At 70.5% G+C, this 23,439-nt stretch carries 24 protein-coding genes and 1 tRNA gene; 17 read left to right on the forward strand and 8 right to left on the reverse strand.

Annotated elements, in window-relative coordinates:
- Nucleotides 1–14 precede the first annotated feature (14 nt).
- Nucleotides 15–968, forward strand: a complete 954-nt coding sequence (locus RL72_RS13430; RefSeq protein ID WP_045251370.1) for an aldo/keto reductase — start codon at nucleotides 15–17, stop codon at nucleotides 966–968.
- An 11-nt stretch (nucleotides 969–979) separates the two neighbouring features.
- Nucleotides 980–1,927, forward strand: coding sequence for an NADP-dependent oxidoreductase (locus RL72_RS13435; RefSeq protein WP_045251371.1), 948 nt, complete (start codon nucleotides 980–982; stop codon nucleotides 1,925–1,927).
- A gap of 18 nt (nucleotides 1,928–1,945) precedes the next feature.
- Here the strand turns inward: RL72_RS13435 and RL72_RS13440 are convergent, their stop codons facing one another.
- Entirely contained in the window at nucleotides 1,946–2,455 is a 510-nt protein-coding gene (locus tag RL72_RS13440) for a MarR family winged helix-turn-helix transcriptional regulator (protein ID WP_045251372.1), read from the reverse strand.
- A 7-nt stretch (nucleotides 2,456–2,462) separates the two neighbouring features.
- The gene (locus tag RL72_RS13445; protein WP_045251373.1) at nucleotides 2,463–2,999 is read right to left on the reverse strand and encodes a GNAT family N-acetyltransferase; all 537 of its coding nucleotides are present in this window, start codon (nucleotides 2,997–2,999) and stop codon (nucleotides 2,463–2,465) included.
- A gap of 114 nt (nucleotides 3,000–3,113) precedes the next feature.
- Between RL72_RS13445 and RL72_RS13450 the strand changes: the two genes are divergently transcribed.
- The 6 genes from RL72_RS13450 (at nucleotide 3,114) to RL72_RS13475 (ending at nucleotide 8,666) form a co-directional block, all read left to right on the forward strand.
- Nucleotides 3,114–3,185: transfer RNA gene (locus RL72_RS13450), tRNA-Gln, on the forward strand.
- A gap of 1 nt (nucleotide 3,186) precedes the next feature.
- A complete protein-coding gene (gene glmU / locus RL72_RS13455) occupies nucleotides 3,187–4,614 on the forward strand; it encodes a bifunctional UDP-N-acetylglucosamine diphosphorylase/glucosamine-1-phosphate N-acetyltransferase GlmU (protein WP_045251374.1) in 1,428 nt (475 codons plus the stop codon).
- Between the two features lie 9 nt (nucleotides 4,615–4,623).
- Entirely contained in the window at nucleotides 4,624–5,661 is a 1,038-nt protein-coding gene (locus RL72_RS13460; protein ID WP_045251375.1) for a ribose-phosphate diphosphokinase, read from the forward strand.
- Between the two features lie 122 nt (nucleotides 5,662–5,783).
- Nucleotides 5,784–6,272, forward strand: a complete 489-nt coding sequence (locus RL72_RS13465) for an FMN-binding protein (protein ID WP_045251376.1) — start codon at nucleotides 5,784–5,786, stop codon at nucleotides 6,270–6,272.
- Nucleotides 6,273–6,279: 7 nt separating this feature from the next.
- Nucleotides 6,280–7,143, forward strand: coding sequence for an FAD:protein FMN transferase (locus RL72_RS13470; RefSeq protein WP_045251377.1), 864 nt, complete (start codon nucleotides 6,280–6,282; stop codon nucleotides 7,141–7,143).
- Nucleotides 7,140–8,666, forward strand: a complete 1,527-nt coding sequence (locus RL72_RS13475) for an FAD-dependent oxidoreductase (RefSeq protein WP_045251378.1) — start codon at nucleotides 7,140–7,142, stop codon at nucleotides 8,664–8,666. Before RL72_RS13470 ends, RL72_RS13475 begins: the two co-directional genes overlap by 4 nt.
- A gap of 29 nt (nucleotides 8,667–8,695) precedes the next feature.
- On the opposite strand, the gene RL72_RS13480 is transcribed toward RL72_RS13475, so the two are convergent.
- Both RL72_RS13480 and RL72_RS13485 read right to left on the reverse strand, forming a co-directional pair.
- The gene (locus RL72_RS13480; protein ID WP_082072392.1) at nucleotides 8,696–10,303 is read right to left on the reverse strand and encodes a sensor histidine kinase; all 1,608 of its coding nucleotides are present in this window, start codon (nucleotides 10,301–10,303) and stop codon (nucleotides 8,696–8,698) included.
- Nucleotides 10,304–10,330: 27 nt separating this feature from the next.
- Complete coding sequence (locus tag RL72_RS13485; RefSeq protein ID WP_045251472.1) at nucleotides 10,331–11,065, reverse strand: response regulator transcription factor; 735 nt, start codon at nucleotides 11,063–11,065, stop codon at nucleotides 10,331–10,333.
- Between the two features lie 167 nt (nucleotides 11,066–11,232).
- Here RL72_RS13485 and RL72_RS13490 point away from each other — a divergent pair, with 167 nt between their 5' ends.
- Complete coding sequence (locus RL72_RS13490) at nucleotides 11,233–12,750, forward strand: ABC transporter permease (protein WP_045251379.1); 1,518 nt, start codon at nucleotides 11,233–11,235, stop codon at nucleotides 12,748–12,750.
- A 27-nt stretch (nucleotides 12,751–12,777) separates the two neighbouring features.
- Nucleotides 12,778–13,476, forward strand: a complete 699-nt coding sequence (locus tag RL72_RS13495; RefSeq protein ID WP_211256058.1) for an ABC transporter ATP-binding protein — start codon at nucleotides 12,778–12,780, stop codon at nucleotides 13,474–13,476.
- Nucleotides 13,477–13,540: 64 nt separating this feature from the next.
- Here RL72_RS13495 and gndA read toward each other — a convergent pair whose 3' ends face one another.
- Nucleotides 13,541–15,016 (reverse strand): NADP-dependent phosphogluconate dehydrogenase, encoded by a 1,476-nt coding sequence (gndA, locus tag RL72_RS13500; RefSeq protein ID WP_045251380.1) that lies wholly within the window; start codon nucleotides 15,014–15,016, stop codon nucleotides 13,541–13,543.
- 299 nt (nucleotides 15,017–15,315) lie between these two features.
- Between gndA and RL72_RS13505 the strand changes: the two genes are divergently transcribed.
- The 5 genes from RL72_RS13505 to RL72_RS13525 all read left to right on the forward strand — a co-directional run bounded on the left by RL72_RS13505 (nucleotide 15,316) and on the right by RL72_RS13525 (nucleotide 20,474).
- Nucleotides 15,316–16,539: a branched-chain amino acid ABC transporter substrate-binding protein gene (locus RL72_RS13505; RefSeq protein ID WP_045251381.1), complete on the forward strand. Its 1,224-nt coding sequence runs from the start codon at nucleotides 15,316–15,318 to the stop codon at nucleotides 16,537–16,539.
- Nucleotides 16,540–16,635: 96 nt separating this feature from the next.
- On the forward strand, nucleotides 16,636–17,652 hold the full coding sequence (locus tag RL72_RS13510; RefSeq protein ID WP_045251382.1) for a branched-chain amino acid ABC transporter permease: 1,017 nt from the start codon (nucleotides 16,636–16,638) through the stop codon (nucleotides 17,650–17,652).
- A complete protein-coding gene (locus RL72_RS13515; RefSeq protein WP_045251383.1) occupies nucleotides 17,649–18,854 on the forward strand; it encodes a branched-chain amino acid ABC transporter permease in 1,206 nt (401 codons plus the stop codon). The genes RL72_RS13510 and RL72_RS13515 overlap by 4 nt, the downstream gene beginning before the upstream one ends.
- Nucleotides 18,851–19,774 carry an ABC transporter ATP-binding protein gene (locus tag RL72_RS13520; protein WP_045251384.1) on the forward strand — a complete coding sequence of 308 codons (924 nt, stop codon included), beginning with the start codon at nucleotides 18,851–18,853 and terminating at the stop codon, nucleotides 19,772–19,774. Before RL72_RS13515 ends, RL72_RS13520 begins: the two co-directional genes overlap by 4 nt.
- Nucleotides 19,761–20,474: an ABC transporter ATP-binding protein gene (locus RL72_RS13525; RefSeq protein WP_045251385.1), complete on the forward strand. Its 714-nt coding sequence runs from the start codon at nucleotides 19,761–19,763 to the stop codon at nucleotides 20,472–20,474. The genes RL72_RS13520 and RL72_RS13525 overlap by 14 nt, the downstream gene beginning before the upstream one ends.
- Before the next feature lie 66 nt (nucleotides 20,475–20,540).
- On the opposite strand, the gene RL72_RS20585 is transcribed toward RL72_RS13525, so the two are convergent.
- On the reverse strand, nucleotides 20,541–20,666 hold the full coding sequence (locus tag RL72_RS20585) for a hypothetical protein (RefSeq protein WP_258955456.1): 126 nt from the start codon (nucleotides 20,664–20,666) through the stop codon (nucleotides 20,541–20,543).
- A 187-nt stretch (nucleotides 20,667–20,853) separates the two neighbouring features.
- On the opposite strand from RL72_RS20585, the gene RL72_RS13530 reads away from it, so the two are divergent.
- The gene (locus tag RL72_RS13530) at nucleotides 20,854–21,468 is read left to right on the forward strand and encodes a 50S ribosomal protein L25/general stress protein Ctc (RefSeq protein WP_045251474.1); all 615 of its coding nucleotides are present in this window, start codon (nucleotides 20,854–20,856) and stop codon (nucleotides 21,466–21,468) included.
- An 86-nt stretch (nucleotides 21,469–21,554) separates the two neighbouring features.
- On the forward strand, nucleotides 21,555–22,136 hold the full coding sequence (gene pth / locus RL72_RS13535) for an aminoacyl-tRNA hydrolase (RefSeq protein ID WP_045251386.1): 582 nt from the start codon (nucleotides 21,555–21,557) through the stop codon (nucleotides 22,134–22,136).
- 30 nt (nucleotides 22,137–22,166) lie between these two features.
- Here the strand turns inward: pth and RL72_RS13540 are convergent, their stop codons facing one another.
- Both RL72_RS13540 and greA read right to left on the reverse strand, forming a co-directional pair.
- On the reverse strand, nucleotides 22,167–22,748 hold the full coding sequence (locus RL72_RS13540; RefSeq protein ID WP_045251387.1) for a hypothetical protein: 582 nt from the start codon (nucleotides 22,746–22,748) through the stop codon (nucleotides 22,167–22,169).
- 112 nt (nucleotides 22,749–22,860) lie between these two features.
- Nucleotides 22,861–23,349 carry a transcription elongation factor GreA gene (greA, locus tag RL72_RS13545; RefSeq protein WP_045251388.1) on the reverse strand — a complete coding sequence of 163 codons (489 nt, stop codon included), beginning with the start codon at nucleotides 23,347–23,349 and terminating at the stop codon, nucleotides 22,861–22,863.
- Nucleotides 23,350–23,439 lie beyond the last annotated feature (90 nt).

Below are 23,439 nucleotides of genomic sequence, written 5' to 3' on the forward strand. Positions count from 1 at the left end.
CGGTTGCCCCGGATATGACTCGCATCGGATCCAGTGACCTGTCCGTCTTCCCGCTCTCGCTCGGCGGCAACGTGTTCGGCTGGACCGCCGATCGCGACACGTCGTTCGCCGTGCTCGACGCGTTCGTCGCGGGGGGCGGGGACTTCATCGACACGGCGGACGCGTACAGCGCCTGGGTCGAGGGCAACAGCGGCGGCGAGAGCGAGACGATCATCGGCGAGTGGCTCGCCTCGCGCCGGCCCGAGGGGCTCGTCGTCGCCACCAAGGTCAGCCAGCACCCGCAGTTCCGCGGGCTGTCGGCGGCGAACGTCCGGCGTGCGGCCGAGGCGTCGCTGAGCCGGCTCGGCGTGGACGCCATCGACCTCTACTACGCGCACTTCGACGACGAGACCGTGCCCCTCGAGGAGACGGTCGCCGCGTTCGGACAGCTCGTCGAGGACGGTCTCGTGCGTAACGTCGCCGTGTCGAACTACTCGGCCGACCGCATCCGGGAGTGGATCGAGATCGCCCGGTCGACGGGTGTCGCCCTGCCGGTCGCGGTGCAGCCGCACTACAACCTCGTGCACCGCAACGAGGTCGAGGAGACGATCGTCCCGCTCGCGACCGAGTTCGGGCTCGGCCTCATCCCGTACTACGCCCTCGCCAGCGGCTTCCTCACCGGGAAGTACCGGTCCGCCGACGCGACAGGACAGGCCTCACCGCGCGCGGCCGGTGCCGCGAAGTACGCCACGGAGCACGGCCTGCGCATCATCGACGCGCTCGAGGAGATCGGGGAGGCGCACGGCGCCTCGATAACGGCGACCGCGCTCGCCTGGCTGCGCGCGCAGCCGGCCGTGGTGGCCCCGATCGCCAGCGCGCGCACGGTCGACCAGGTGCCCGACCTGCTCGCAGGAGGCCGGCTCGAGCTCTCCGCCGACGAGGTCGCGCGACTCAGCAGCGTGTCCGAGTGGACTCCGGCCCAGGTCTGAGGGGAGTCGTCGTGCGCGCAGCCGTCTACTCGTCCGCGGGGCCTGCCGCGGAGGTCATCGCCGTGCAGGAGGTCGACGCGCCGGTCGCCGGCGCCGGAGAGGTCCTCGTCCGTGTCGCGGCGGTCGGACTCAACCCCGTCGACGTCAAGATCCGCGCGGCGGGGCACGACTTCGGTGCGATCCGTTACACCGAGCGCCCGGGCTGGGACGTCGCGGGAACCGTGGTCGCCGTGGGACCCGGCGTGGCGGGGTGGAGCGAGGGGGACGCGGTGTTCGCGCTCGCGCGCTTCCCCGAGGCGGCGCACACCCTCGCCGAGCTCGTGGCCCTCCCCGTCTCCGACATCGCGGCGGCGCCGCGCGCATGGAGCGCCGCCCAGGCGGGTGCCGCCCCGCTCGCCGCGCTGACCGCGTGGCAGGCCCTGGACGCCGCCGGCGTCGGCGCGGACGACGGCGCACGCGTGCTCGTGCTCGGCGGCGCCGGCGGAGTGGGACACCTCGTGGTGCAGCTCGCGAAGGCGCGCGGAGCGCACGTCATCGCGACCGCCGGTCCGGCGAAGCAGGAGCTCGTCACCGCGTGGGGCGCGGACGAGATGGTCGACCATCACGATGACGACGCGCTCGCCGCGATCGAACCGGTGGACGCGGTCATCGTCACGGTCTCGGACACGCTCCCGCCGCGCGGCGCGATCCGCGAGGGGACCGCGGTCGTCACGATCACCGGGTACTCCGCAGCGCAGGAGGCGGAGCTCCGCGCCGGGGGAGCGGATCCGGTCCGGCGGATCCTGGTCGCCGCGAACGGGCCTCAGCTGGCGGAGATCTCCGCGCTCGCCGATGCGGGCCGTCTCACCGTGCACCTGGACTCGGAGTACCGCCTGAGCGATCTCGCCGCCGCGCAGGAGCGGGTCGAGACCGGGCACGTCACCGGCAAGGTCGTGGTGCTCGTCGATCCTCGCGACTGATCGGGCGACCGTCGCGCGTCAGGCGTCGAAGCTCAGGCTGAGCTTGCGCAGCAGGGCGGCGATGCGCTCGCGGTCGCCGCGGCTCAGGGCGGACAGCAGGGTGGCCTCGGCGTCGACGAGGCGCGTGATCGCCGCATCCACGCGCAGCCTGCCGTCGTCGGTGAGCGTCACCAGGACGCTGCGACCGTCGTCCGGATCCGCCTCGCGGCGCACCAGCCTCCGGCCGACCAGCCGGTCGATGCGGTTGGTCATCGTGCCGCTGGAGACGAGGGTCTGCTGCAGCAGCTGCTTCGGGCTGAGCTGGAACGGGGAGCCCGCCCGGCGCAGCGCCGACAGCACATCCCATTCCCAGGTCTCCAGGTCGCTGCGGCGGAACACGTCGCGGCGGGCGCGGTCCAGCAGCCGCGAGAGGCGGTCGACGCGGGAGAGCACCTCGAGCGGGGAGAAGTCCAGATCCGGACGCTGCGTGTTCCACGCCGCGACGATCCGGTCGACCTCGTCGCCGGTCCGTTCCGCATCGATGCTCATCCGTCCATTATCGCGGGACGGGGGCGAGGGCTCCCGGCACCGGCTGCGGGCCGGTGGCGATGCTGACCGGCAGCGTCCGCGGTGCCACGCGGATCGTCATGAAGAGGCTGTGCGGATCGTCGGTGTAGCGCCCGAACGGCTCGCACTCGTCGAACCCCGCCTGGGTGTAGAGACGATGCGCGGCCCAGAAGAAGTCGTCGGCGCCGGTCTCCAGGGACACCCGGCCGATGCCGCGGTCGCGTGCGTCGTCGAGGAGCGCGGCGAGCATGACCGACGCCACCCCTCTGCCGCGCATGGCCGGAGCGGTGCGCATCGATTTGAGCTCCTCGTGACCTGGCTCGAGCGCGGCCAAGGCGCCGGTGCCGGCGAGGACGCCGTCGACCGTCGCGGTGAACAGCCGCACGGTCGGCGCGAGCAGGCGGGCGATGTCGAGCGCGTGCCGGCTCTCCGGCGGCGCGGTGGCCTCCATGTCCCGCAGATGGTCGGTCAGGAAGCGCTCCAGCTCCGGCGTCGGGGTGTGCACCCGGGTGATGCGGATGTTCATCGGACAAGCGTGACGCAGGGACGTTACAGGGGTGTTGCCGCCGGGTTCCGTGCCGGTCACGTACGGCGGGGTCTGGCAGACTTGAGGGGCGGCCGTCGCACCCGGCGTCCGCGGTCCGCCGTGGTGTAATGGCAGCACGACAGCCTTTGGAGCTGTGAGGTCCGGGTTCGAATCCTGGCGGCGGAGCATGACGCAGAACGCACTCGCCATCATCGTGCTCGCCGCCGGTCAGGGCACGCGCATGAAGTCCCGTCTTCCCAAGGTGCTGCACCCGATCGGCGGGCGCACGCTCGTCGGGCACGTGCTCGCGACGGCGTCGCGGCTCGGCGCGGAGACCGTCGAGGTCGTGGTGCGCCACGAGCGCGACCAGGTGGTGGCGGCTCTCGCGAGCGAGCACCCGGACGCGGTCATCGTGGACCAGGACGAGATCCCCGGCACCGGCCGGGCCGTGCAGGTCGCACTCGACGCGCTGCCCTCCGGCTTCGACGGCGACGTCCTCGTGCTCTCCGGCGACGTGCCGCTGCTGGAGGAGGAGACGCTGCAGGGCCTCGTGGACGCGCATCGTGCGGCGGCCGCCGCGGCGACCGTGCTGAGCGCGATCGTCGACGACCCCACCGGATACGGGCGGATCATCCGCGACGAGGCCGGGGACGTGGCCCGCATCGTCGAGCAGAAGGACGCGGACGACGCCGAGAAGGCCACGCGCGAGATCAACGCCGGCGTGTACGTGTTCCGCGCCGGACTGCTGCGTGCGGAGCTCGCGCAGGTGACCACCGACAACGCCCAGGGCGAGATGTACCTGACCACGGTGATCGGGCTGCTGCGGGAGCACGACCAGAAGGTGGCGGTCGAGATCGCCGCCGACACCGCCGCCACGTTCGGCATCAACGACCGGATCCAGCTCGCCGAGGCGGCGCGCACCCTGAACGACCGCATCGTGCGCCGCTGGCAGCGCGAGGGGGTGTCGATCCAGGATCCGGCGACGACCTGGATCGACGACGACGTGACGCTCGCCCCCGACGTGACGATCCTGCCGAACACGCACATCCTGCGCGCCAGCACGGTCGCGACCGGTGCGGTGATCGGCCCCGACACGACCCTTGTCAGCACGGAGGTGGGGGAGGACGCCGAGGTGCGCCGCTCCGAGGCGACGCTCGCCGTGATCGGTGCGCGCGCCACCGTCGGCCCGTTCTCCTACCTGCGCGCCGGCACGACCCTCGGCGAGGGCGGCAAGATCGGCGCCTACGTCGAGACGAAGAACGCCCAGATCGGCGACGACTCCAAGGTGCCGCACCTTTCCTACGTCGGCGACGCGACAGTCGGTCGTGGCGTCAACCTCGGCGCGTCCACCATCACGGCGAACTACGACGACGTCAACAAGCACCGCACCGAGATCGGGGACGAGGTGCACACCGGCTCGCACACGGTGCTCGTCGCGCCCGTTAGGCTGGGAGCCGGCGCGAAGACCGGCGCCGGAGCCGTCGTCCGCAAGGACGTCCCCGCCGGTGCTCTCGCGATGAGCGTCGCACCCCAGCGCAACATCGAGGGGTGGGTCCAGAAGAACAGAGCAGGCACGGCCGCAGCAGATGCGGCGCGTGCCGATTCGGCGGAATAGGCGGGTCCGATGGGGCGCAAGAAGAACACGACGGTCGAGCTGGATCGCGAGAACGACATCGCGCCAGGACTGGTCGCCAAGACCAAGAAGAGGCTCGTCGTCGCCGGCGGACGCTCGCATCCGGAGCTGACCGCCGCGGTCGCCGCGGCGCTCGGCACCGAGATCGCTCCGGTCGAGCACCGCACCTTCGCCTCGGGCGAGCTGTACGCCCGCTTCGAGGTGTCGATCCGCGGCTGCGACCTGTTCATCGTGCAGTCGTTCGGCGATCCGATCAACGAGTGGCTCATGGAGACGCTCATCATGCTCGACGCCGCCAAGCGCGCGTCGGCGAAGCGCATCACCGTCGTCGCGCCGTACTATCCGTACGCCCGGCAGGACAAGAAGGGCCGCGGCCGCGAGCCGATCTCGGCCCGTCTGGTCGCCGACATGCTCAAGGTGGCCGGCGCCGATCGCGTGATGAGCGTCGACCTGCACGCCGCGCAGATCCAGGGCTTCTTCGACGGTCCCGTCGACCACCTCTTCGCCAAGCCCGTGCTGCTCAAGCACTTCGAGGACACCCTGACCGCCGAGGACCGGGCGACGCTCACCATCGTCTCGCCCGACATGGGCCGGGTGCGGGTCGCCGACACCTGGTCGGACAGCCTCGACGCGCCGCTCGCGATCATCCACAAGCGCCGCGACCCGAAGGTCGCGAACCAGGTCTCGGTGCACGAGATCGTGGGCACCGTGGACGGGCGCACCTGTCTCCTCGTCGACGACATGATCGACACCGGCGGCACCATCGTCAAGGCCGCTCAGGCGCTCAAGGCCAACGGCGCCCGCAAGGTGATCGTCGCCGCCACCCACGCGATCTTCTCCGACCCCGCCAGCGAGCGCCTGCAGGACTCGTCGATCGACGAGGTGGTCGTCACCGACACGATCCCGCTGTCCGAGAAGCGCCGCTTCCCTGGACTCCGGATCCTCCCGATCGCGCCGCTGCTGGCCACCGCCATCCGCCAGGTGTTCGAGGACGGATCCGTCACGAGCATGTTCGACGGCGCCGCCTGATTACGACGGATCTCGAAGGGCCCGACCGGCGCACGCGGGTCGGGCCCTTCGCCGTTTCGCCGCTCACGTCGGAGACGGACTTCTCAAAGGGAACGCACAGGCGCGTTGCGGAAGCTGGATCCATGAAGCTCTCGACCCCGGTACGTCACGGATCCGCCCTCGTCGGCATCGCCGGAACGCTGCTCCTGGCCGGGTGCGCGGCCGAGGCCTCCTCGGCCGAGACGACGAAGGACACGACCCCGCCGCAGAACACGGCGACGGCGACCCCGTCTGCGACCTCGGGCTCCTCGTCGTCGACGGGCGGAGCCGGAACGATCTACAAGGACGGCACCTACACCGCGGACGGGTCGTACCAGACGCCCGAGACGGTCGAGAAGATCTCGGTGTCGATCACGGTGCACGACGACGCGGTGACTGCGGTCGAGGTCACCGGGGATCCGCAGGCCGCGGAGACCAAGCACTACCAGGCGCAGTTCATCGGCGGGATCTCCGCGCAGGTGGTGGGCAAGAAGCTCGACGACATCTCCGTCAGCCGGGTGTCGGGATCCTCGTTGACCAGCAAGGGGTTCACGCAGGCGCTCGACGAGATCCGCACCGAAGCCAAGCGCTGAGCGACGCGTGGACGTCTGGCGGTTCGAGGCGATCGGCACCGTCTGGGAGATCGAGACGGCCCGGCCGCTGACGGCCCGGGAGCGCGAGGCGATCGGGGACGCGATCGAGGACTTCGACCACACCTGGTCCCGCTTCCGCGACGACTCCCTCGTGACGGCGCTCGCCGCCGAGCCTCAGGAGGTCCCCGCGCCGCCGGACGCCGTCGCCATGCTCGACCTCTACCGCGCCCTGTCGGATGCCACGGGCGGTGCCGTGCAGCCCCTCGTGGGCGACAGCCTGGTGGCGCGGGGGTACGACGCGGGGTACTCGCTGCAGGACCACGGGGCCCGGCCGGCGCCCCGCGACTGGACCGAGCAGCTCGCCTGGGACGACGGGGCCCTGGAGCTGCACGCGCCGGCGCTCATCGATGTCGGGGCGATCGGCAAGGGACGGCTCGTCGATGTCGTGCACGACCTTCTCGGCGCTCTCGGCCACGTCGAGCATCTCGTCGATGCCGGAGGCGACCTCCGCCGACGCGGAGGACCCCTCCGCGTCGGGCTGGAGCATCCGTTCGATGCGACGCGGGCGATCGGCGTCGCCGTCGTCACGGATGCGGCGCTGTGCGGATCCGCCGTGAACCGGCGCGCGTGGCCGGGGCTGCACGGCGGGCTGCACCATGTGCTGGACGCCCGCACGGGTGAGCCGGTGCGCACGATCGCCGCGACCTGGGCGATCGCAGGGGAGGCGATGCTGGCCGACGCGGCCGCCACGGCGCTCTTCTTCGACGGGGGTGCGGAGTTCGCCGCGCAGTTCGGTGTGGAATGGGTGCGGATGACCACCGCGGGCGTGGTCGAATGGTCGGCCGGGAGTCGGATGGAGGTGTTCGCGTGATCGCGACGCTCGTCGAGGTGCGCCAGAGGGTGCTCGGTCAGCTGGGACGGCTGTCGATGTACCGGCTGACGCTGTACGCGCTGATCGCCCTGACCGCGATCGCGGTGGCCGAGTCGGCGGCGGGATGGATCGGCGTCACGCCGCTCGACCTCGTCGCGAGCCTCGGCGTGCTGCTGCTCGCCACGTTCTGCACGGACGCGGTCGCGCAGGCGCTGCTGCGTGTGCCCCGGCGGATCGAGTCCTCGCTGATCACGGCGCTGATCCTCCTCTTCGTCGTGCAGCCGGGGGCGAACCCCGACCAGGTCGGCGGCATCGCCCTGGCGGGCGTCGCGGCGAGCGCCTCGAAATACGTGCTGGTGTGGCGCGGACGCCACCTGCTCAATCCGGCGGCGGTCGGCGCGACGGTGCTGACGCTCACCGGGCTGGGCTTCTCCGCCTGGTGGATCGGCACCCCGACGATGGCGGTGCCCGTGATCGTGCTCGGGCTGCTCGTGCTGTGGCGCACCGAGCGGCTCACCATGGTGCTGCTGTTCGTCGTCGTGTACGCGGGGGTGTCGGTGGCGCGGCTCTCCGCGCAGTCGGCCGCCGCGGGCCTCGCGGTCGACACCGGTTCGCTGCTCACGTCGGCGCTGCTGCAGTCGCCGGTGCTGTTCCTCGGCGCGTTCATGCTGAGCGAGCCGCTCACGCTGCCCGCCCGCCGCGGGCAGCGGCTGCTCGTCGCGGCCGCGGTGGCGGTCCTCGCGGGCTGGCCGCTGAACCTCGGTGTCATCACCCTCGGACAGGAGCGCGCGCTGCTGGTCGGCAACCTGCTCGCGGCCGTGCTCGTCGGACGCGCCGGGATCCGCCTGTCCCTCGTGCGCCGCCGGGCTCTCACGCCCACCGTGGACGAGCTCACCTTCCGCACGCGGCGCCGGCTGCGCTTCGTCCCCGGCCAGTACCTCGAGCTGCAGGTGCCGCATCGCCGCCCCGACGCCCGCGGCACCCGTCGCGAGTTCAGCATCGCGTCCGCGCCGGATGAGCTGCCCTTCGTGCGCATCGCCTACCGCGAGGCCGAGCCCGGCTCGTCGTACAAGCGCGCGCTCGGCGTCGTGCAGATCGACGACGTGCTCACCGCGACCGGCGTCTGGGGCGACTTCGTGCTGCCCGGTCCCGACGTGCCGGTCCTTCTCGTGGCGGCGGGGATCGGCGTCACGCCGTTCGTGTCGCAGCTCGGCGCCGGCGACCGCGCCGACGCGGTGCTCGTGCTCGTCGCGTCCTCGGCGCAGGAGAGCGCGTACCTCGACGAGGTGGCGGCATCGGGCGCCCGGGTCGTCGTGGTGACGCCCGACCGTCCTGCGGAGCTGCCCGCCGGAGTCGAGTGGGCCGGCGGAGGACGCCTCGACGCGGCTGCGCTGCGCGCGCTGGTGCCGGACCTGGATCGCCGTCACGCGTTCGTGTCGGGACCGCCGCGCCTGATCGCGGACCTCGCACCCGCGCTGCGCGGCGCGCGCCGGCTCACCACCGACGCGTTCGCCGGATACTGACCCGCCGGGCGGAAGGGCGAGCGGCGCTCTCAGTGACCGCCGACCGTGCGGGTCATCTCGTGGCCGCCCTCCGCGGGACGTTCACGGTCGGCCTGCGGCGCAGGCAGGGGCGGGTTCGGGGCGCCGGTCGGCTGCGCGCGCGGAACGCGCGGCAGGCGCACGGTGAACGCTGTGTCGCCCGGTGCGCTCTGCACCGAGATCGTGCCGCCGTGCCCGTCGACGATCGCCTTGGTGATCGACAGGCCGAGACCGGATCCGCCCGTCGCGCGGTTGCGGGAGCGGTCGCCGCGCGCGAAGCGGCTGAACAGCTCGTCCCGCACCGCGGGGTCGATGCCGGGGCCGTCGTCGTGCACTCGCAGCACCGCGTCGTCCCCGTCCGTCGCGACGGCGATCGTGATGCGCGTGCCGGCGGGCGTGTGCGTGCGGGCGTTGGCGAGGAGGTTGGCGACGACCTGCTGCAGGCGTCCGATGTCACCGATGAGCTCGACCGGCTCCTCCGGCACGTCGATCGCCCATTCGTGCTCCGGCGCGGTGGGTCGGGCGTCCTCGACGCCCTCGATCGCCAGCCGGGACAGATCCACGGTGGACAGCGACAGCTCCCTTCCCTCCTCGAGCCGGGCGAGGAGCAGAAGGTCCTCGACCAGGCTGGTCATCCGCAGCGACTGCGCCTGGATGCGCTCCAGCGCGGTGTGAGCCGAGGCCGTGGCCGGATCCTCCGGGGCGGACGAGGTGGACAGCGCCCGCAGCGACAGCTCCGAATACCCGCGGATGGACGACAGAGGGGTGCGCAGTTCGTGGCTCGCGTCCGCGACGAACTGCCGCATCCGCTCCTCATTGCGCTGGCGAACGGCGAGGGAGGCGTCGACGTGGTCGAGCAGCGTGTTCAGCGCGGCGCCGACGAGCCCCGTCTCGGTGCGCGGATCGGCCTCCGCCGCGGGCACGCGCTCGGTGATCGACACGTCACCCCGGTCGAGCGGCTGATTCGCCACGCGGTTCGCCGTGGCGGCGACCTCGCGGAGCGGTCGCAGGGCGACGCGGATCGTGATCGCGGTGGAGAGCGCGAGCAGGATGAGTCCGCCGATCGTCGTGAGCGCGATCATCGAGAACAGCGTCGTGATCTGCGCCTCGACCGAGGCGCGGGGGAGGCCGGTGACGACCTCGAAGGATCGCGGTGTGCCGGGGATGACGACCGACTGGTGGGCGAGCTGGTAGGAGCCGAGGCCGCCGACCTCCTCCTGGTACCGCTGCTCGTTGAGCGCGGTGATGACCTGGCGCAGCTGCGTCTCGCCGAGGTCCTGCGCCACGCGATCCGGGTTCACGTAGGAGCCGGTGACCGCCCCGGTGTCGGAGACCACCATGACCAGCGTGCCGGTCGGCACACCGGTCTGTCCCGCCCAGAGGGACTCGGCGTCGGGCACGGTCTTGCCGACGAGCGCGTTCCCGGCCGCGGCGCGGGCGAGGCTCTTGCTGGCCGCGGACAGCTCGTCCTGCAGCCGCCCGTTGAGCACGTTGCCGAGCACCACGCTGGTCGCGATCGCGATCACCACGAGGATCAGCGACACGAAGCCGGTCACGGCGGCCATGAGCCGGGTCTGCAGCGACAGCGGGCCGTGCGTGCGAGGGCGGAACGGGTTCATCGGCGCGAGGACTCCATCGAGGCGGACTTACTGCTGCGGGGCCTTGATCATGTAGCCCACGCCGCGGACCGTGTGGATCAGCGCGACGTCGCGACCGGCGTCGAGCTTCTTGCGCAGGTACGAGATGTAGAGCTCGACGACGCTGGAGCGCCCGCCGAAGTCGTAGCTCCACACGCGGTCCAGGATCTGGGCCTTGGAGAGCACACGGCGCTCGTTGCGCATCAGGAACCGCAGCAGCTCGAACTCCGTGGCGGTGAGCTCGATCTCGTCGCCGGCGCGGACCACCTCGTGGCTGTCCTCGTTGAGGGTGAGGTCGCCCACCTGCAGGATGGAGTCGCTGGCGTCCGTGGTCGCCCCGCCCGAGCGGCGGATCACAGCGCGCAGCCGCGCGACGACCTCCTCCAGGCTGAACGGCTTGGTGACGTAGTCGTCGCCGCCGGCGGTGAGGCCCGCGATCCGGTCGCTCACCGCGTCCTTGGCGGTGAGGAACACGACGGGCACCATGTTGCCCTGCTCGCGCAGGCGCTTGAGGACGCCGAGCCCGTCCAGGTCGGGCATCATGACGTCGAGGACCAGGGCGTCGGGGCCGAAGTCGCGGGCGACCTGCAGCGCTTCGAGTCCTGAACCGGCGGTCCGCACCTCCCAGCCCTCCATGCGCAGAGCCATGGCGAGGAGGTCGGTGAGCATCGGCTCGTCGTCGACCGCGAGGATCCGCAGGGGAGAGCCATCGGGGCGGCGCAGCTCAGTGGCGTGATCGTTCATGGGATCCATTCTCCTCAGTTTCCTATGAACGCTCTATGAGCCTTGGCGGATCCTGTGCCGTCCCGCTCCGCGACGCGCGTGCTTAGCGCGCGCATAGCATCGCCATCATCACGCCCCAGAACGCGCTCATAGCGTCACCAGCACAGCAGTGACCGAAGAGGAGAGACATGTACGGGACGTATCTGCGGCGAGAGCTGGCGGGGCGGAAGAAGCAGACGGTGATCGTCGCGGTGGGGCTCGCGATCGCGATCGCCCTGGTGATCGTCGTGAACGCGCTGGCCGCAGGAGTCCGCGATGCGCAGACCCAGGCGCTCGCGCGCGTCTACGGCGTGGGCACCGACCTGACGGTCAGCGGCGCTCCAGCACAGCGCGGCAGCGACACGGGCCAGCGGTTCGACTTCGGGGCGGCCGGGGGCTCCGCCGGAAGCGACGGCAGCACCACTCTGAAGACCTCGGTGCTGCGCGCCTCTCCGGCGCGGGGCACCATCGACGCGGCAGGCGTGAAGACGATCTCGGGCACCGCGAACGTCGCCGCGGCCACCGGCGCGCTCAGCCTGACGAACCTCACCTTCGACGGGTCGATCGCCCAGCAGGGCTCGCAGGGCGGCACCGGCGCGGACACGGGTCCGTCGGGCGCGGGCCAGGGGCAGGGCACGGGGGAGCGGCCGCGCTTCGGCGGCGGCAACTTCGGTCTCAACTCCTTCAGCGTCCTGGGCGTCGACCCCTCCGCCGACACGTCGGTCGGGCCGCTGTCCTCGGTGAAGGTCTCCACGGGGCGCGCGCTCGGCGCGGCGGACGCCGGGCAGCTCGTCGCCGTGGCCGACAGCACCTACGCCACCTCGAAGAGCCTGAGCGTGGGCAGCACGATCGACGTGGGCGGGTCGACGGTGAAGATCGTCGGGATCGTGACCTCGTCGTCGGACTCGGCCGACACCGCGGCGAACGTCTACCTGCCGCTCGACACGGCGCAGAAGATCGCCGGCACCGGCGACGTCGTGTCCACCGTCTACGTCAAGGCGGCGTCCGCGTCGGACATCGCCTCCGTGCAGGCCGCCCTCGCCAAGGCCCTCCCCACCGCCACCGTGAGCTCGCAGGCCGACCTGGCCTCGACCGTCTCCGGATCCCTCGCCAGCGCCGCCGGCATGATCGAGGGGCTCGGCACCTGGCTGTCGATCATCGCGCTGGCCGTCGCCGTGCTGCTGGCCGTGCTCTTCACGCTGTCCGGCGTCGCCCGGCGCACCCGCGAGTTCGGCACCCTCAAGGCGATCGGCTGGTCCAACGGGCGGATCGTGCGTCAGGTCGCGGGCGAGTCCCTGGTCCAGGGGCTGATCGGCGGTGCGGCGGGCCTGGCGCTGGGCCTGATCGGGATCCTCGTGGTCAATCTCGTGCACCCGACCATCTCCGGCGCGTCCGCCTCCGGCTTCGGACGACGGGCCGCCGAAGCCGGCGGCGGCACCGGCGGCGGCGGCACCGGCGGCGGGGGCGCCTTCGGCGGTGGCGGCGGCGGTGCGTTCCGAGGCCTCGCCGGCGCCGCGCAGGACGTCGTGCTGCACGCGCCGCTCAGCGTCGGGATCCTGGTCGCGGCCGTGGGCCTCGCCGTTCTCGGCGGACTCGTCGCCGGTGCCGTCGGAGGATGGCGTGCCGCCCGCCTCAGCCCCGCCGAAGCCCTGCGGTCTGCCGCCTGAGACGCATCCCGAACTGGAGAGGACATCATGAGCATCATCGAAGGCACCCCGGCCGAGGCGCTGTACCGGCTCGACGGCGTGACGCGCACGTACGACGCCAAGGGGCGGAAGGTCACGCCGCTCACCGGCGTCACGGTCGAGATCGGCGCCGGCGAGTTCGTCACCATCCAGGGCCCGACGGGAGGGGGGAAGTCGACGCTGCTGCAGCTCCTCGGCGCTCTCGACCGCCCGACCGCGGGGTCCCTCATCCTGGCCGGCACCGAGCTGTCCTCGGCGTCGAACGCCGAGCTCGGCCGGATCCGGGCCGAGGACGTCGGCTTCGTCTTCCAGGGCTTCAACCTGATCCCGACGCTGACCGCGCGGGAGAACGTGGCGATGGCGCTGGTGCCGACGAAGACGCCGGTGCCGGAGCGCGCGTCCCGGGTCGAGGAGGCCCTGGCGCACGTCGGTCTGGCCGATCGCGGAGACCACCTCCCCGGTGAGCTCTCCGGCGGTCAGCAGCAGCGCGTAGCGATCGCGCGCGCCATCGTGAAGAGGCCGAGGGTCCTGCTCGCGGATGAGCCGACCGGCAACCTGGACGAGGAGATGCGGGACGAGATCCTGGCCCTGCTCGAGTCGCTGTGCGCCGACGGCCTCACGCTGATCGTGGTCACCCATGACTCCGCCGTGGCCAAGCGTGCTCACCGCCGGCTCCGCCTGAAGAACGGTCGCGTGACCGAGGTGTGAGCAGGCGGGACAAGCAGACGCCGCCCCCGGCCATCGGCCAGGGGCGGCGTCTCTGAGTCTGCCGTCAGTGGGTGTCTTCGGCTTCGATCTCGGTGCGGTCGCCGGACCAGAGGGTGTGGAAGGTGCCGGGCTTGTCGATGCGCTTGTAGGTGTGCGCGCCGAAGAAGTCGCGCTGTCCCTGCACGAGCGCCGCGGGCAGCCGGTCGGCGCGGATCCCGTCGTAGTACGACAGCGACGACGAGAACGCCGGGGCGGGGATCCCGGCCTGCGCGGCCTGGACGACCACGCGCCGCCAGGCGGCCTGCGCCCGGCCGATCGCCTCGGCGAAGTACGGCGCGGTCATCAGCACCGGCAGATCCGGGGTCTCGGCGTACGCGTCCGCGATCCGGTTCAGGAACTGGGCGCGGATGATGCACCCGCCGCGCCAGATCTTGCTGATCGCGCCGAGGTCGATGTTCCAGCCGTACTCGGCGGCGCCCGCGCGGATCTCGTCGAAGCCCTGCGAGTACGCGACGATCTTCGACGCGTACAGCGCCAGGCGCACGTCCTCGATGAACGCGTCGACCTGGTCGGCCGGCACCGTGAACTCGTCGGTCCCTGAGCCCGTCGAAGGGCCGGGGAGGGCTCCGGCGACCGCGCGCTGCTCCGGGTGCGAGCTCAGCGAACGGGCGAAGGTGGCCTCGGCGATGCCGGAGACCGGGACGCCCAGCGACAGCGCGGTCTGCACGGTCCACGCACCGGTGCCCTTCGCGCCGGCCTGGTCCACGATCACGTCGACCAGCGGCGTGCCGGTCTCGGCGTCGACCTGACGAAGCACCTCGGCGGTGATCTCGATCAGGTACGACTCCAGCTCGCCCCTGTTCCACTCGGCGAAGATCTCCGCGATCTCCGCCGGACTCTTGCCGGTGCCGCGACGGATCAGGTCGTACGCCTCGGCGATGAGCTGCATGTCGGCGTACTCGATGCCGTTGTGCACCATCTTCACGAAGTGGCCCGCACCGTCATGGCCCACGTGCGTCACGCACGGCTCGCCCTCCGCGACCGCCGCGATCGAACGCAGGATCGGGCCGAGCGTCACCCAGGACTCGTCGGATCCGCCGGGCATGATCGACGGACCGGTCAGGGCCCCCTCCTCGCCGCCGGAGATGCCCGCGCCGACGAAGTTGATGCCCGTCGCGCGGACCGCCTTCTCGCGGCGGATCGTGTCCGGGAAGTACGCGTTCCCGCCGTCGACGATGATGTCGCCCGGCTCGAACACCTTCACCAGCTCGTCGATCACCGCGTCCGTGCCCGCGCCCGCCTTGACCATGATGATCGCGGTGCGCGGCTTCTGCAGGCTGTCGGCGAACTCCTGGTACGTCGCGGCGGGGATGAACCCGGCCTCCGGGTGCGCGTCCAGCACGCCCTGCGTCTTCGCGTAGCTGCGGTTGAAGATCGCCACCGTGTTCCCCTCGCGGCTGGCGAGGTTGCGGGCGAGGTTCGAGCCCATGACGGCGAGCCCGACGACTCCGATATTGGCGTGGGCGGTGTGTTCTGACACGCGGGACTCCAGACGACAGCGTGGATGGGGTTCCCAGATTATCGCCTCGCCTTCGAGGGGGCCGATCCGTGTCGCCGGAGCAGCGGATCCGCCCGTGCGGCATGGACGGAGGAATGTGTCGATCCCGAGAACAGCATGTAACGATCCGAATACCCGTTCGTCGCGGGGGAGCGAAAAACTGCACCCCGTCGGACTAGTGTCGTTCGCGGAGCGCGTGCAACGAGGTACGCTCACCACACCTTGATGACATCGACGTTCGCAAGGAGCGGTCGATGACCCGAATCGGAAGGCAATCACAAATGATGCGAAAGAAGGCCCTCACCGCGGGCGTCGCAGCAGCAGCGGCCCTGCTCCTGCTCGCAGGTTGTGCGAACAAGGCGGGCAGCCCGAGCTCCACGAGCGGCGGAGGCGGAATCGACGTGCCGGCGGTCACCTCGGTCGACACCCCCAAGGATGCGGTCCTGCCCGCGGGCGACGGCAAGGGCAAGTGCGCGGCGACGACCACCATCGCGTACATCGGGGCGGAGACGGGCGCCAACGCCCAGCTCGGCATCAACATCTTCAACGGCGTGCAGCTCGCGATCGACCAGCACAACAAGGCCAACCCCGACTGCCAGGTGCAGTTCAAGAAGTTCGACACCGAGGGCACGCCGGACAAGGCGACCGGCCCCGTGACCCAGGCCGTCGGCGAGGCCGACATCGTCGGCGTCATCGGCCTGCCGTTCTCCGGCGAGTCCAAGGCGACCGGCAACATCTTCGAGCAGCAGGGCCTCGTGCACCTGACGCCGTCGGCGACCAACCCGGGTCTGACCAAGAACGGCTGGACGACGTTCTTCCGCGCGCTGGGCAACGACTCGCAGCAGGGTCCCGCCGCGGCCAAGTTCGTCACCGACACGCTGAAGGCCAAGAAGGTCTACCTGGTCCAGGACGACTCCGACTACGGCATCGGCCTCGGCACCGCTACGGGCGAGGCGCTCGGCTCCGCCCTCGCCGGCACCGACAAGGTCACGACCGGCCAGAAGGACTTCTCGGCCACGATCTCCAAGATCATGAACGCGAAGCCCGACGCCGTCTACTACGCCGGCTACTACGCCGAGGGTGCGCCCTTCGACCAGCAGCTCGTCGCCAAGGGCTACAAGGGCGCCTTCGTGGGCCCGGACGGCGTGAAGGACGACCAGTTCATCAAGCTCGCGGGTGACGCGTCCAAGAACGCGTACTTCACCTGCCCCTGCATCCCGGGCGAGCTGCTGACCGACTTCGCGAAGCAGTACCAGGCGGCGTCGAACGCGGCTCCCGGCACCTACTCGATCGAGGGCTACGACGCGGCCACCGTGCTGCTGGCGGGCATCGACGCGGGCAAGCAGACCCGCGCCGACCTCAAGGACTGGGTGAAGAACTACGACAAGGACGGACTGAGCAAGCACTACAAGTGGGACTCCACGGGTGAGCTGCAGGCCCCCGCGGTGTACGGCTACAAGGTCGACAACGGCAAGATCGTCTACGTCGGACCGATCGGTCAGTGATCCACGAGCCCCGCGACGCGAAAGCAGCGTCGCGGGGCTCTCTTCCTCTGCTCTCTCCGGGCGCCACGAGCGCCCCCCTTGTGGAAGCGAACCCGAATGCTGGATCTCCTCGCTCAGTCCGTCGTGCACGCGGACAACTCCTGGATCAATTTCGACGTCAACGCCCTCTTCCAGAACTTCTGGAGTGCGACGTTCGACGGCCTCACCTTCGGGGCCGTGTACGGCCTCATCGCTGTCGGCTACACCCTCGTCTACGGTGTGCTCAGCCTGATCAACTTCGCCCACTCCGAGGTCTTCATCGTGGGTGCGTACGGCGTCGTGATCACCCTCACCACTCTCGGCTTCGGCCCGAGCGCCCCCACGATCGGGCCGGCGGAGATCATCATGGATCTGCTGCTCGCGCTCGTGGTCGGAATGCTGGCCTCGGCGGTGACGGCGTTCCTCGTCGAACGCGTCGCCTATAGACCGCTGCGCAAACGGAACGCGCCGAGGCTGGCGTTCCTGATCACCGCGATCGGCGTGTCGTTCGCGATCCAGTACATCATCTTCCTGCCGTTCGTCGGCGGGGCGAACGCGCAGCCGGCCGTGACGATGTTCATCCCGGAGCCGATCTTCGACGTCTTCGGCACGATCATCACCAACCAGCAGATCATCATCGTGGTCGCCGCGGTGCTGCTCATGGTCGGAACGGACATGTTCATCCGCCGCAGCAGGACCGGGCGCGGGATCCGCGCCGTCGCGCAGGACCCTGACACCGCGACCCTGATGGGCGTCTCGAAGGAGCGCACCATCGTGATCACGTTCGTGATCGGTGGTCTGCTCGCCGGTGCCGCCGCCCTCTTCTACGTGATGCTGGTGCCCTCGGGCGTCATCTACAACGGCGGCTTCATCCTCGGCGTCAAGGCGTTCGCCGCGGCGGTCCTCGGCGGCATCGGCAACGTCCGCGGCGCGCTGCTCGGCGGCATCCTGCTGGGCATCGTCGGCAACTACGGACAGATCCTCCTCGGCGACGCCCAGTGGGCCGACGTCGTGGCGTTCGTCATCCTCGTCCTCGTGCTGCTGGTCCGCCCGACCGGCATCCTGGGCACCACACTCGGAAGGAGCAAGGCATGAGCACCTCCGCTGACGGGCCGCGCCCGCTGCCCACGGCCGAGTCGGCCCGCGAGGCGATCGAGACCGAGTCGATCGCGGCGGTTCGCCGCGGTCCGTTCCGCGGACTCCGCGAACGGTGGAACGAGATGTCCCGGCCCATGCAGTGGGCCTGGATGCTGCCGGTGGTCGCGATCGCGTATGCGATGCCGTACCTGGACTTCTTCCCGATCAGCACGACGCCGGGCACCAACTGGTCGATCGCGCTGTTCTCGATGGCGGTGTACGCCCTCGTGGCGGTCGGCCTGAACGTCGTGGTCGGCTACGCGGGGCTCCTCGACCTCGGCTACGTGGCCTTCTTCGCCGTGGGGCAGTACACCGCGGCGATGTTCACCAGCCCCGATTCGCCGTACCTGAAGATCCCCTACCTGTGGACTCTGCCGGCCGCGATGATCGTCGCGATGATCTTCGGCGTCGTGCTCGGCGTGCCCACGCTGCGGCTGCGCGGTGACTACCTCGCGATCGTGACGCTCGGCTTCGGTGAGATCGTGCGCATCCTCGCGACGATCATCCCGGCGATGAAGGGTCAGGTCGGTTTCCAGAACATCGGCCGCCCGCCGGGGGAGACCGCCAGCGGTGTTCCGATCTTCTCCAACTCGAACGGTGCGCCCTGGTACTGGCTCACGATCACGGTGCTGATCATCGTGCTGCTGCTCGTGGGCAACCTCGAGCGCTCGCGCGTCGGCCGCGCCTTCATCGCGATCCGCGAGGATGAGGACGCCGCCGAGACGATGGGCGTGCCCACCTTCAAGTACAAGGTGTGGGCGTTCGCGATCGGCGCGAGCGTCGGCGGCCTCTCCGGCGCGCTGATGGCGGGCCAGATCGGCTTCGTGAACAACCAGAAGTTCGACGTGCAAACCTCGATCCTGTTCCTGGCGGCCGTCGTGCTCGGCGGCACCGGCAACAAGGTCGGCGCAATCCTCGGCGGCGCGATCGTCGCGTACATCCCGCTGCGGTTCACGGCGATCGCCGAGTACAAGTACCTCATCTTCGGCATCGCCCTGGTGATCCTGATGATCTACCGCTCGCAGGGCCTGATCCCCGCGAAGATGCGTCTCATGGCGTACTCGCGCAAGGCGCTCGAGTGGGTGGCGCCGCCGAAGAAGCCGAAGGGCGCGGAGCCGCCGCGAACAGCCACGCCGAGCACGGAGGGAGGAGCGTCGTGACCGATTCCCACGAGAACCAGGTCCCTGAAGAGGTGACCCCCGAGGAGCCCACGGTCGCCGGCGCCGAGCCGGACATCGTGCCAGGACAGGATCCGCCCCTCGTCGAGGGCGCCGAATCCGAGCGCGAGATCGACGTGGCGGTCGGGGAGAAGCTCGTCGAGGTGAAGAACCTGACGATCAAGTTCGGCGGCCTCACGGCCCTCGACGACGTCACGTTCGACATCAAGCGCGGGGAGATCCTCGGCCTCATCGGACCCAACGGGGCCGGCAAGACGACCTGCTTCAACGCGATGACGGGCGTCTACAAGCCGACCAGCGGCGACGTGCTCCTGGAGGGGCAGTCGGTCAAGGGACGCAAGCAGCACCAGATCACGCGGCTGGGCTTCGCCCGCACGTTCCAGAACATCCGCCTCTTCGGCGAGATGAGCGCCCTGGAGAACGTCGTGGTCGGCCTGGACGCGCGGCACCGCACGTCGGTGCCCGGTGCGCTGCTGCGCCTGCCCCGGCACGTCCGCGAGGAGCGCAGCTCGGTCGACCGCGCGATGGCTCTGCTCGATTTCGTCGGCATCGCCCAGCACGCGCAGAAGCGGTCGAGAGACCTCTCCTACGGTTCGCAGCGCCGCCTCGAGATCGCCCGCGCCCTCGCGACGGATCCGAAGCTGCTCTGCCTGGACGAGCCGGCCGCCGGCTTCAACCCCGCCGAGAAGGAGGACCTGATGGCCCTCATCCGGTCCATCCGCGACGAGGGCTACACCGTCCTGCTCATCGAGCACGACATGAAGCTCGTGATGGGGGTCACCGACCGCATCGTGGTGCTCGAGTTCGGCAAGAAGATCGCCGACAACGTGCCCGCGGTGATCCGTGACGACCCGCGTGTGATCGCCGCCTACCTGGGAGTGCCTGAAGATGACGTTGCTTGAGCTGAAGGACGTCTCCGTCCACTACGGGCGGATCAAGGCGATCCATGACATCTCCTTCTCCGTGGACGAGGGCGAGATCGTCTCGCTGATCGGCGCGAACGGCGCGGGCAAGACGACCACCATGCGCACGATCTCCGGACTGCTGCAGCCGTCCAGCGGATCGATCACGTTCGACGGTGAGGACATCACCAAGATGAAGGCGCACCTGCGCGTCGTCAAGGGGATCTCGCAGTCGCCCGAGGGCAGGGGGATCTTCCCCGGCATGACGGTGCTGGAGAACCTCGACATGGGCACGTTCGGCCTGAAGAGCAAGTCGGGCGTCTCCGAGTCGTACGAGCGCGTGTTCTCGCTGTTCCCGCGTCTCGACGAGCGCAAGAAGCAGCTGGGCGGCACGATGTCCGGCGGCGAGCAGCAGATGCTCGCCATCGGGCGCGCGCTGATGTCCCAGCCGCGCGTGCTGCTGCTGGACGAGCCCTCGATGGGACTCGCACCGCAGTTCATCCGGCAGATCTTCAAGATCATCACCGAGATCAACGCGCAGGGGACGACCGTGCTGCTCGTGGAGCAGAACGCGAATCAGGCGCTCGCCAGGGCGCACCGTGCATTCGTGCTCGAGACGGGTGCGATCACCCGCACCGGCACCGGCAAGGAACTGCTCGCCGACCCGGCCGTCAAGGAGGCGTACCTCGGCGTGGGCTGAGCCGCTTCCCCGACACACGAGAAGAACCGCGTCGCCCTCGGGCGGCGCGGTTCTTCGTCGAAGGCCTCAGTCCTTGCGGTAGCCGGAGCGGCCGAGCGAGAACAGGGCGCCGAAGCAGAGGACGGTGGCGCCGACGGCCATCAGGCCGATCAGCCAGGCCAGCGCTTCGGAGAGGAATGCACCATCGGTCATGCCGTACAGCCTATCGTCAGAAGCATCGGCCGAACTCGGGTAACATGGTGTGGTCCTCGGCGAGGGATGGCGCGTACGCGTGCACATCCGTGATCGACGCGGTGAGCTCTGGCTCTCCTTCCGTCGTGTCGAGACGACGCACCCAGACCACCGCACGGCCCCTGAGCCGCGTGTGAACGAGGAGAACATCATGACCGAAGACAACAAGGTTGTCGCCGAGCTCCGCACCAGCTTCGGCAAGGGCTTCGCCCGCCGTCTGCGCGCCGCGGGCCAGATCCCGGCCGTCATCTACGGCCACGGCACCGAGCCGGTGCACGTCGCGCTGCCGGGCCACCAGGTCGCCCTGCTCATCCGTCGCGCCAACGCGCTGCTCGAGCTGGACATCGAGGGCCGTGCCGAGCTCGCTCTCGTCAAGGACGTGCAGAAGGACCCGGTGCACCAGATCATCGAGCACATCGACCTGCTCGTCGTGAAGAAGGGCGAGAAGGTCTCGATCGAGCTCCCCGTCGTCGTCGTCGGCGAGGCGTTCGCGGGCACGATCGTGCAGCTGGAGAACACGCACCTGGCTGTCGAGGCCGAGGCCACCCACATCCCCGAGCACGTCGAGGTCTCCGTCGAGGGACTCGAGGAGGGCTCGCACATCACCGCCGCCGACGTGAAGCTGCCCAAGGGCGTCACGCTGATCGCCGACCCCGAGCTGCTCATCGTCGCGGTGTCTGCACAGGGCGTCGCCGACTCGCTCGCCGAGGCCGAGGGCGATGCGCTCGAGGCCGACGCGATCGCGTCCGAGACGGCGGAGTGACCGTCCGGTCCTAGAACTCCGAGAAGGGGGCGCGATTCGTTCGCGCCCCCTTCTCGTCTCTCTACTCACTCCAGGAGGATGGATCCATGGCGCAGACGTGGCTGGTGGTGGGGCTCGGCAACCCGGGTCCGAAGTACGCCACGACCCGGCACAACGTGGGGCAGATGGTGGTCGACGAGCTCGCGTCCCGGCGTGGCGAGGCGTTCCGCGAGCACAAGGCGGGCGCCCGCGTCGTGGAGACCTGGGTGCGACCCGGCGGCGACAAGCTGGTGCTCGCCAAGCCCAACAGCTTCATGAACGTGTCCGGCGCCCCGGTCGGCGCGCTCGCGCGGTTCTACTCCGTGGACCCCGAGCGGGTGGTGCTCGTGCACGACGAGCTCGACATCCCGTTCGACACCATCAAGCTCAAGATCGGCGGCGGGCACGGCGGGCACAACGGCATCCGCGATGTCGCCCGTGTGCTGACGACCCCCGACTTCCCCCGGGTGCGGGTCGGGATCGGGCGCCCTCCGGGGCGGCAGGACCCCGCGGACTGGGTGCTCGCACCCTTCGGCGCCGCCGAGCGACCGAACCTTCCGATCCTGATCTCCGACGCGGCCGACGCGGTGGAGCAGCTGATCGAGGAAGGCCTGCTCGCGGCCCAGCAGAAGCACCACGCTCCGCGCTGACCGTCGTCTGCGGATGGGGCGGTACGTCGCTCAGCTCTGCGAGGCCGCGAGCCCCAGGGCGACGACGAAGGTCACATAGCCCGCCACCGCATACAGGAACGGCCCGATCACGGCGATGATCACCGCGGCGATGCCCGGTGCGCGTCCGCGACGCTGGGCGATCGCGACGATGCCCTGCACGAGCGCCCAGATCCCCAGTGCGGTCGCGGCCCACGACGTGATCTCGACCCACAGCACGAGGTCGCGCACGGGCGTGAGGAGGGAGAGGTCCTGGGCGGCGACCCTCGATTCCAGGGACGAGAGATCGGTCGACGAGCCGATGCCGTGGCCGACCTGCCAGGCGAGCACGGATCCGACGATCGTCAGCACCACGCTCGCGAGGAGCGCGAGCAGCAGCGCCACGCGTCCGAGACCCGAGCCTCGTCGCGGCGGGGAGGCGGGGGCGAAAGGGGCGTCGTACCCGCCGGCGGGGCCGGAGAGGGCGCCGGGCGGCGCCTGGTAGACGGGCGCGGCGGGAGCCTGTGCCGGGTACCCGGGCGGAGCGGCGGGCGGCGCCGGATATCCCGGCGCGGAGGGCGGCGGAACAGGGCGGGGCTGCTGCGGATCGGTCACGCGTTCATCCTAGGCGGCACCGCCGACCGGCCGTCGCTTCGTCGCGCACGGAGACGACGAACCCGCCGGCCATCGGTGGCGCGGCGGGTTCGCCGGAGAGAGAGGCCGTGGCTCAGCCGGCGAAGGTCTCGACCTTCAGGATCTCGACCTGGATCGAGCGTCCGTTCGGCGCCTCGTACGAGGTCTTGTCGCCGACCTTGAGACCCTGGATCGCGGATCCGAGCGGGCTCGCCTCGCTGTAGACGTCGAGGTCGGTGCCACCGGCGATCTCGCGGCTGCCGAGGAGGAAGACCTCCTCGCCACCGGCGACTGTGGCGGTGACGACCGTGCCGGGCTCGACGATGCCGCGGCTCGCGGGCGCCTCACTGACCTTGGCCGTCTTCAGCAGCGTCTCGAGCGTGCGGATGCGCGCCTCGATCTTGCCCTGTTCGTCCTTCGCGGCGTGGTAGCCGCCGTTCTCCTTGAGGTCGCCCTCCTCGCGCGCGACCTCGATGCGCTTGGCGATCTCCTCGCGGCCGACCGTGGAGAGGTTCTCCAGCTCCGCGACAAGACGGTCGTAGGCCTCCTGCGTGAGGAAGGGGACCTGTGCGTCGTTCGACACGGTGAACTCCTTGCGAATCGGATCCGGGAGCAGACGGTCCCGGATATGCCAAGACGCCCCGGCACCTGCCGGGGCGTCGATCAACAGGAT

This window comes from Microbacterium azadirachtae (assembly GCF_000956545.1).
Classification (GTDB): domain Bacteria; phylum Actinomycetota; class Actinomycetes; order Actinomycetales; family Microbacteriaceae; genus Microbacterium; species Microbacterium azadirachtae.

What these genes read in the sequence shown, in the direction of transcription:
- RL72_RS13430 (WP_045251370.1), top strand. Translation starts at nt 15, where the DNA reads ATGACTCGCATCGGATCCAGTGACCTGTCCGTCTTCCCGCTCTCGCTC.
- RL72_RS13440 (WP_045251372.1), bottom strand. Translation starts at nt 2,455, where the DNA reads ATGAGCATCGATGCGGAACGGACCGGCGACGAGGTCGACCGGATCGTC.
- RL72_RS13445 (WP_045251373.1), bottom strand. Translation starts at nt 2,999, where the DNA reads ATGAACATCCGCATCACCCGGGTGCACACCCCGACGCCGGAGCTGGAG.
- glmU (WP_045251374.1), top strand. Translation starts at nt 3,187, where the DNA reads ATGACGCAGAACGCACTCGCCATCATCGTGCTCGCCGCCGGTCAGGGC.
- RL72_RS13460 (WP_045251375.1), top strand. Translation starts at nt 4,624, where the DNA reads ATGGGGCGCAAGAAGAACACGACGGTCGAGCTGGATCGCGAGAACGAC.
- RL72_RS13465 (WP_045251376.1), top strand. Translation starts at nt 5,784, where the DNA reads ATGAAGCTCTCGACCCCGGTACGTCACGGATCCGCCCTCGTCGGCATC.
- RL72_RS13480 (WP_082072392.1), bottom strand. Translation starts at nt 10,303, where the DNA reads ATGAACCCGTTCCGCCCTCGCACGCACGGCCCGCTGTCGCTGCAGACC.
- RL72_RS13485 (WP_045251472.1), bottom strand. Translation starts at nt 11,065, where the DNA reads ATGAACGATCACGCCACTGAGCTGCGCCGCCCCGATGGCTCTCCCCTG.
- RL72_RS13490 (WP_045251379.1), top strand. Translation starts at nt 11,233, where the DNA reads ATGTACGGGACGTATCTGCGGCGAGAGCTGGCGGGGCGGAAGAAGCAG.
- RL72_RS13495 (WP_211256058.1), top strand. Translation starts at nt 12,778, where the DNA reads ATGAGCATCATCGAAGGCACCCCGGCCGAGGCGCTGTACCGGCTCGAC.
- RL72_RS13505 (WP_045251381.1), top strand. Translation starts at nt 15,316, where the DNA reads ATGATGCGAAAGAAGGCCCTCACCGCGGGCGTCGCAGCAGCAGCGGCC.
- RL72_RS13510 (WP_045251382.1), top strand. Translation starts at nt 16,636, where the DNA reads ATGCTGGATCTCCTCGCTCAGTCCGTCGTGCACGCGGACAACTCCTGG.
- RL72_RS13515 (WP_045251383.1), top strand. Translation starts at nt 17,649, where the DNA reads ATGAGCACCTCCGCTGACGGGCCGCGCCCGCTGCCCACGGCCGAGTCG.
- RL72_RS13525 (WP_045251385.1), top strand. Translation starts at nt 19,761, where the DNA reads ATGACGTTGCTTGAGCTGAAGGACGTCTCCGTCCACTACGGGCGGATC.
- RL72_RS20585 (WP_258955456.1), bottom strand. Translation starts at nt 20,666, where the DNA reads ATGACCGATGGTGCATTCCTCTCCGAAGCGCTGGCCTGGCTGATCGGC.
- pth (WP_045251386.1), top strand. Translation starts at nt 21,555, where the DNA reads ATGGCGCAGACGTGGCTGGTGGTGGGGCTCGGCAACCCGGGTCCGAAG.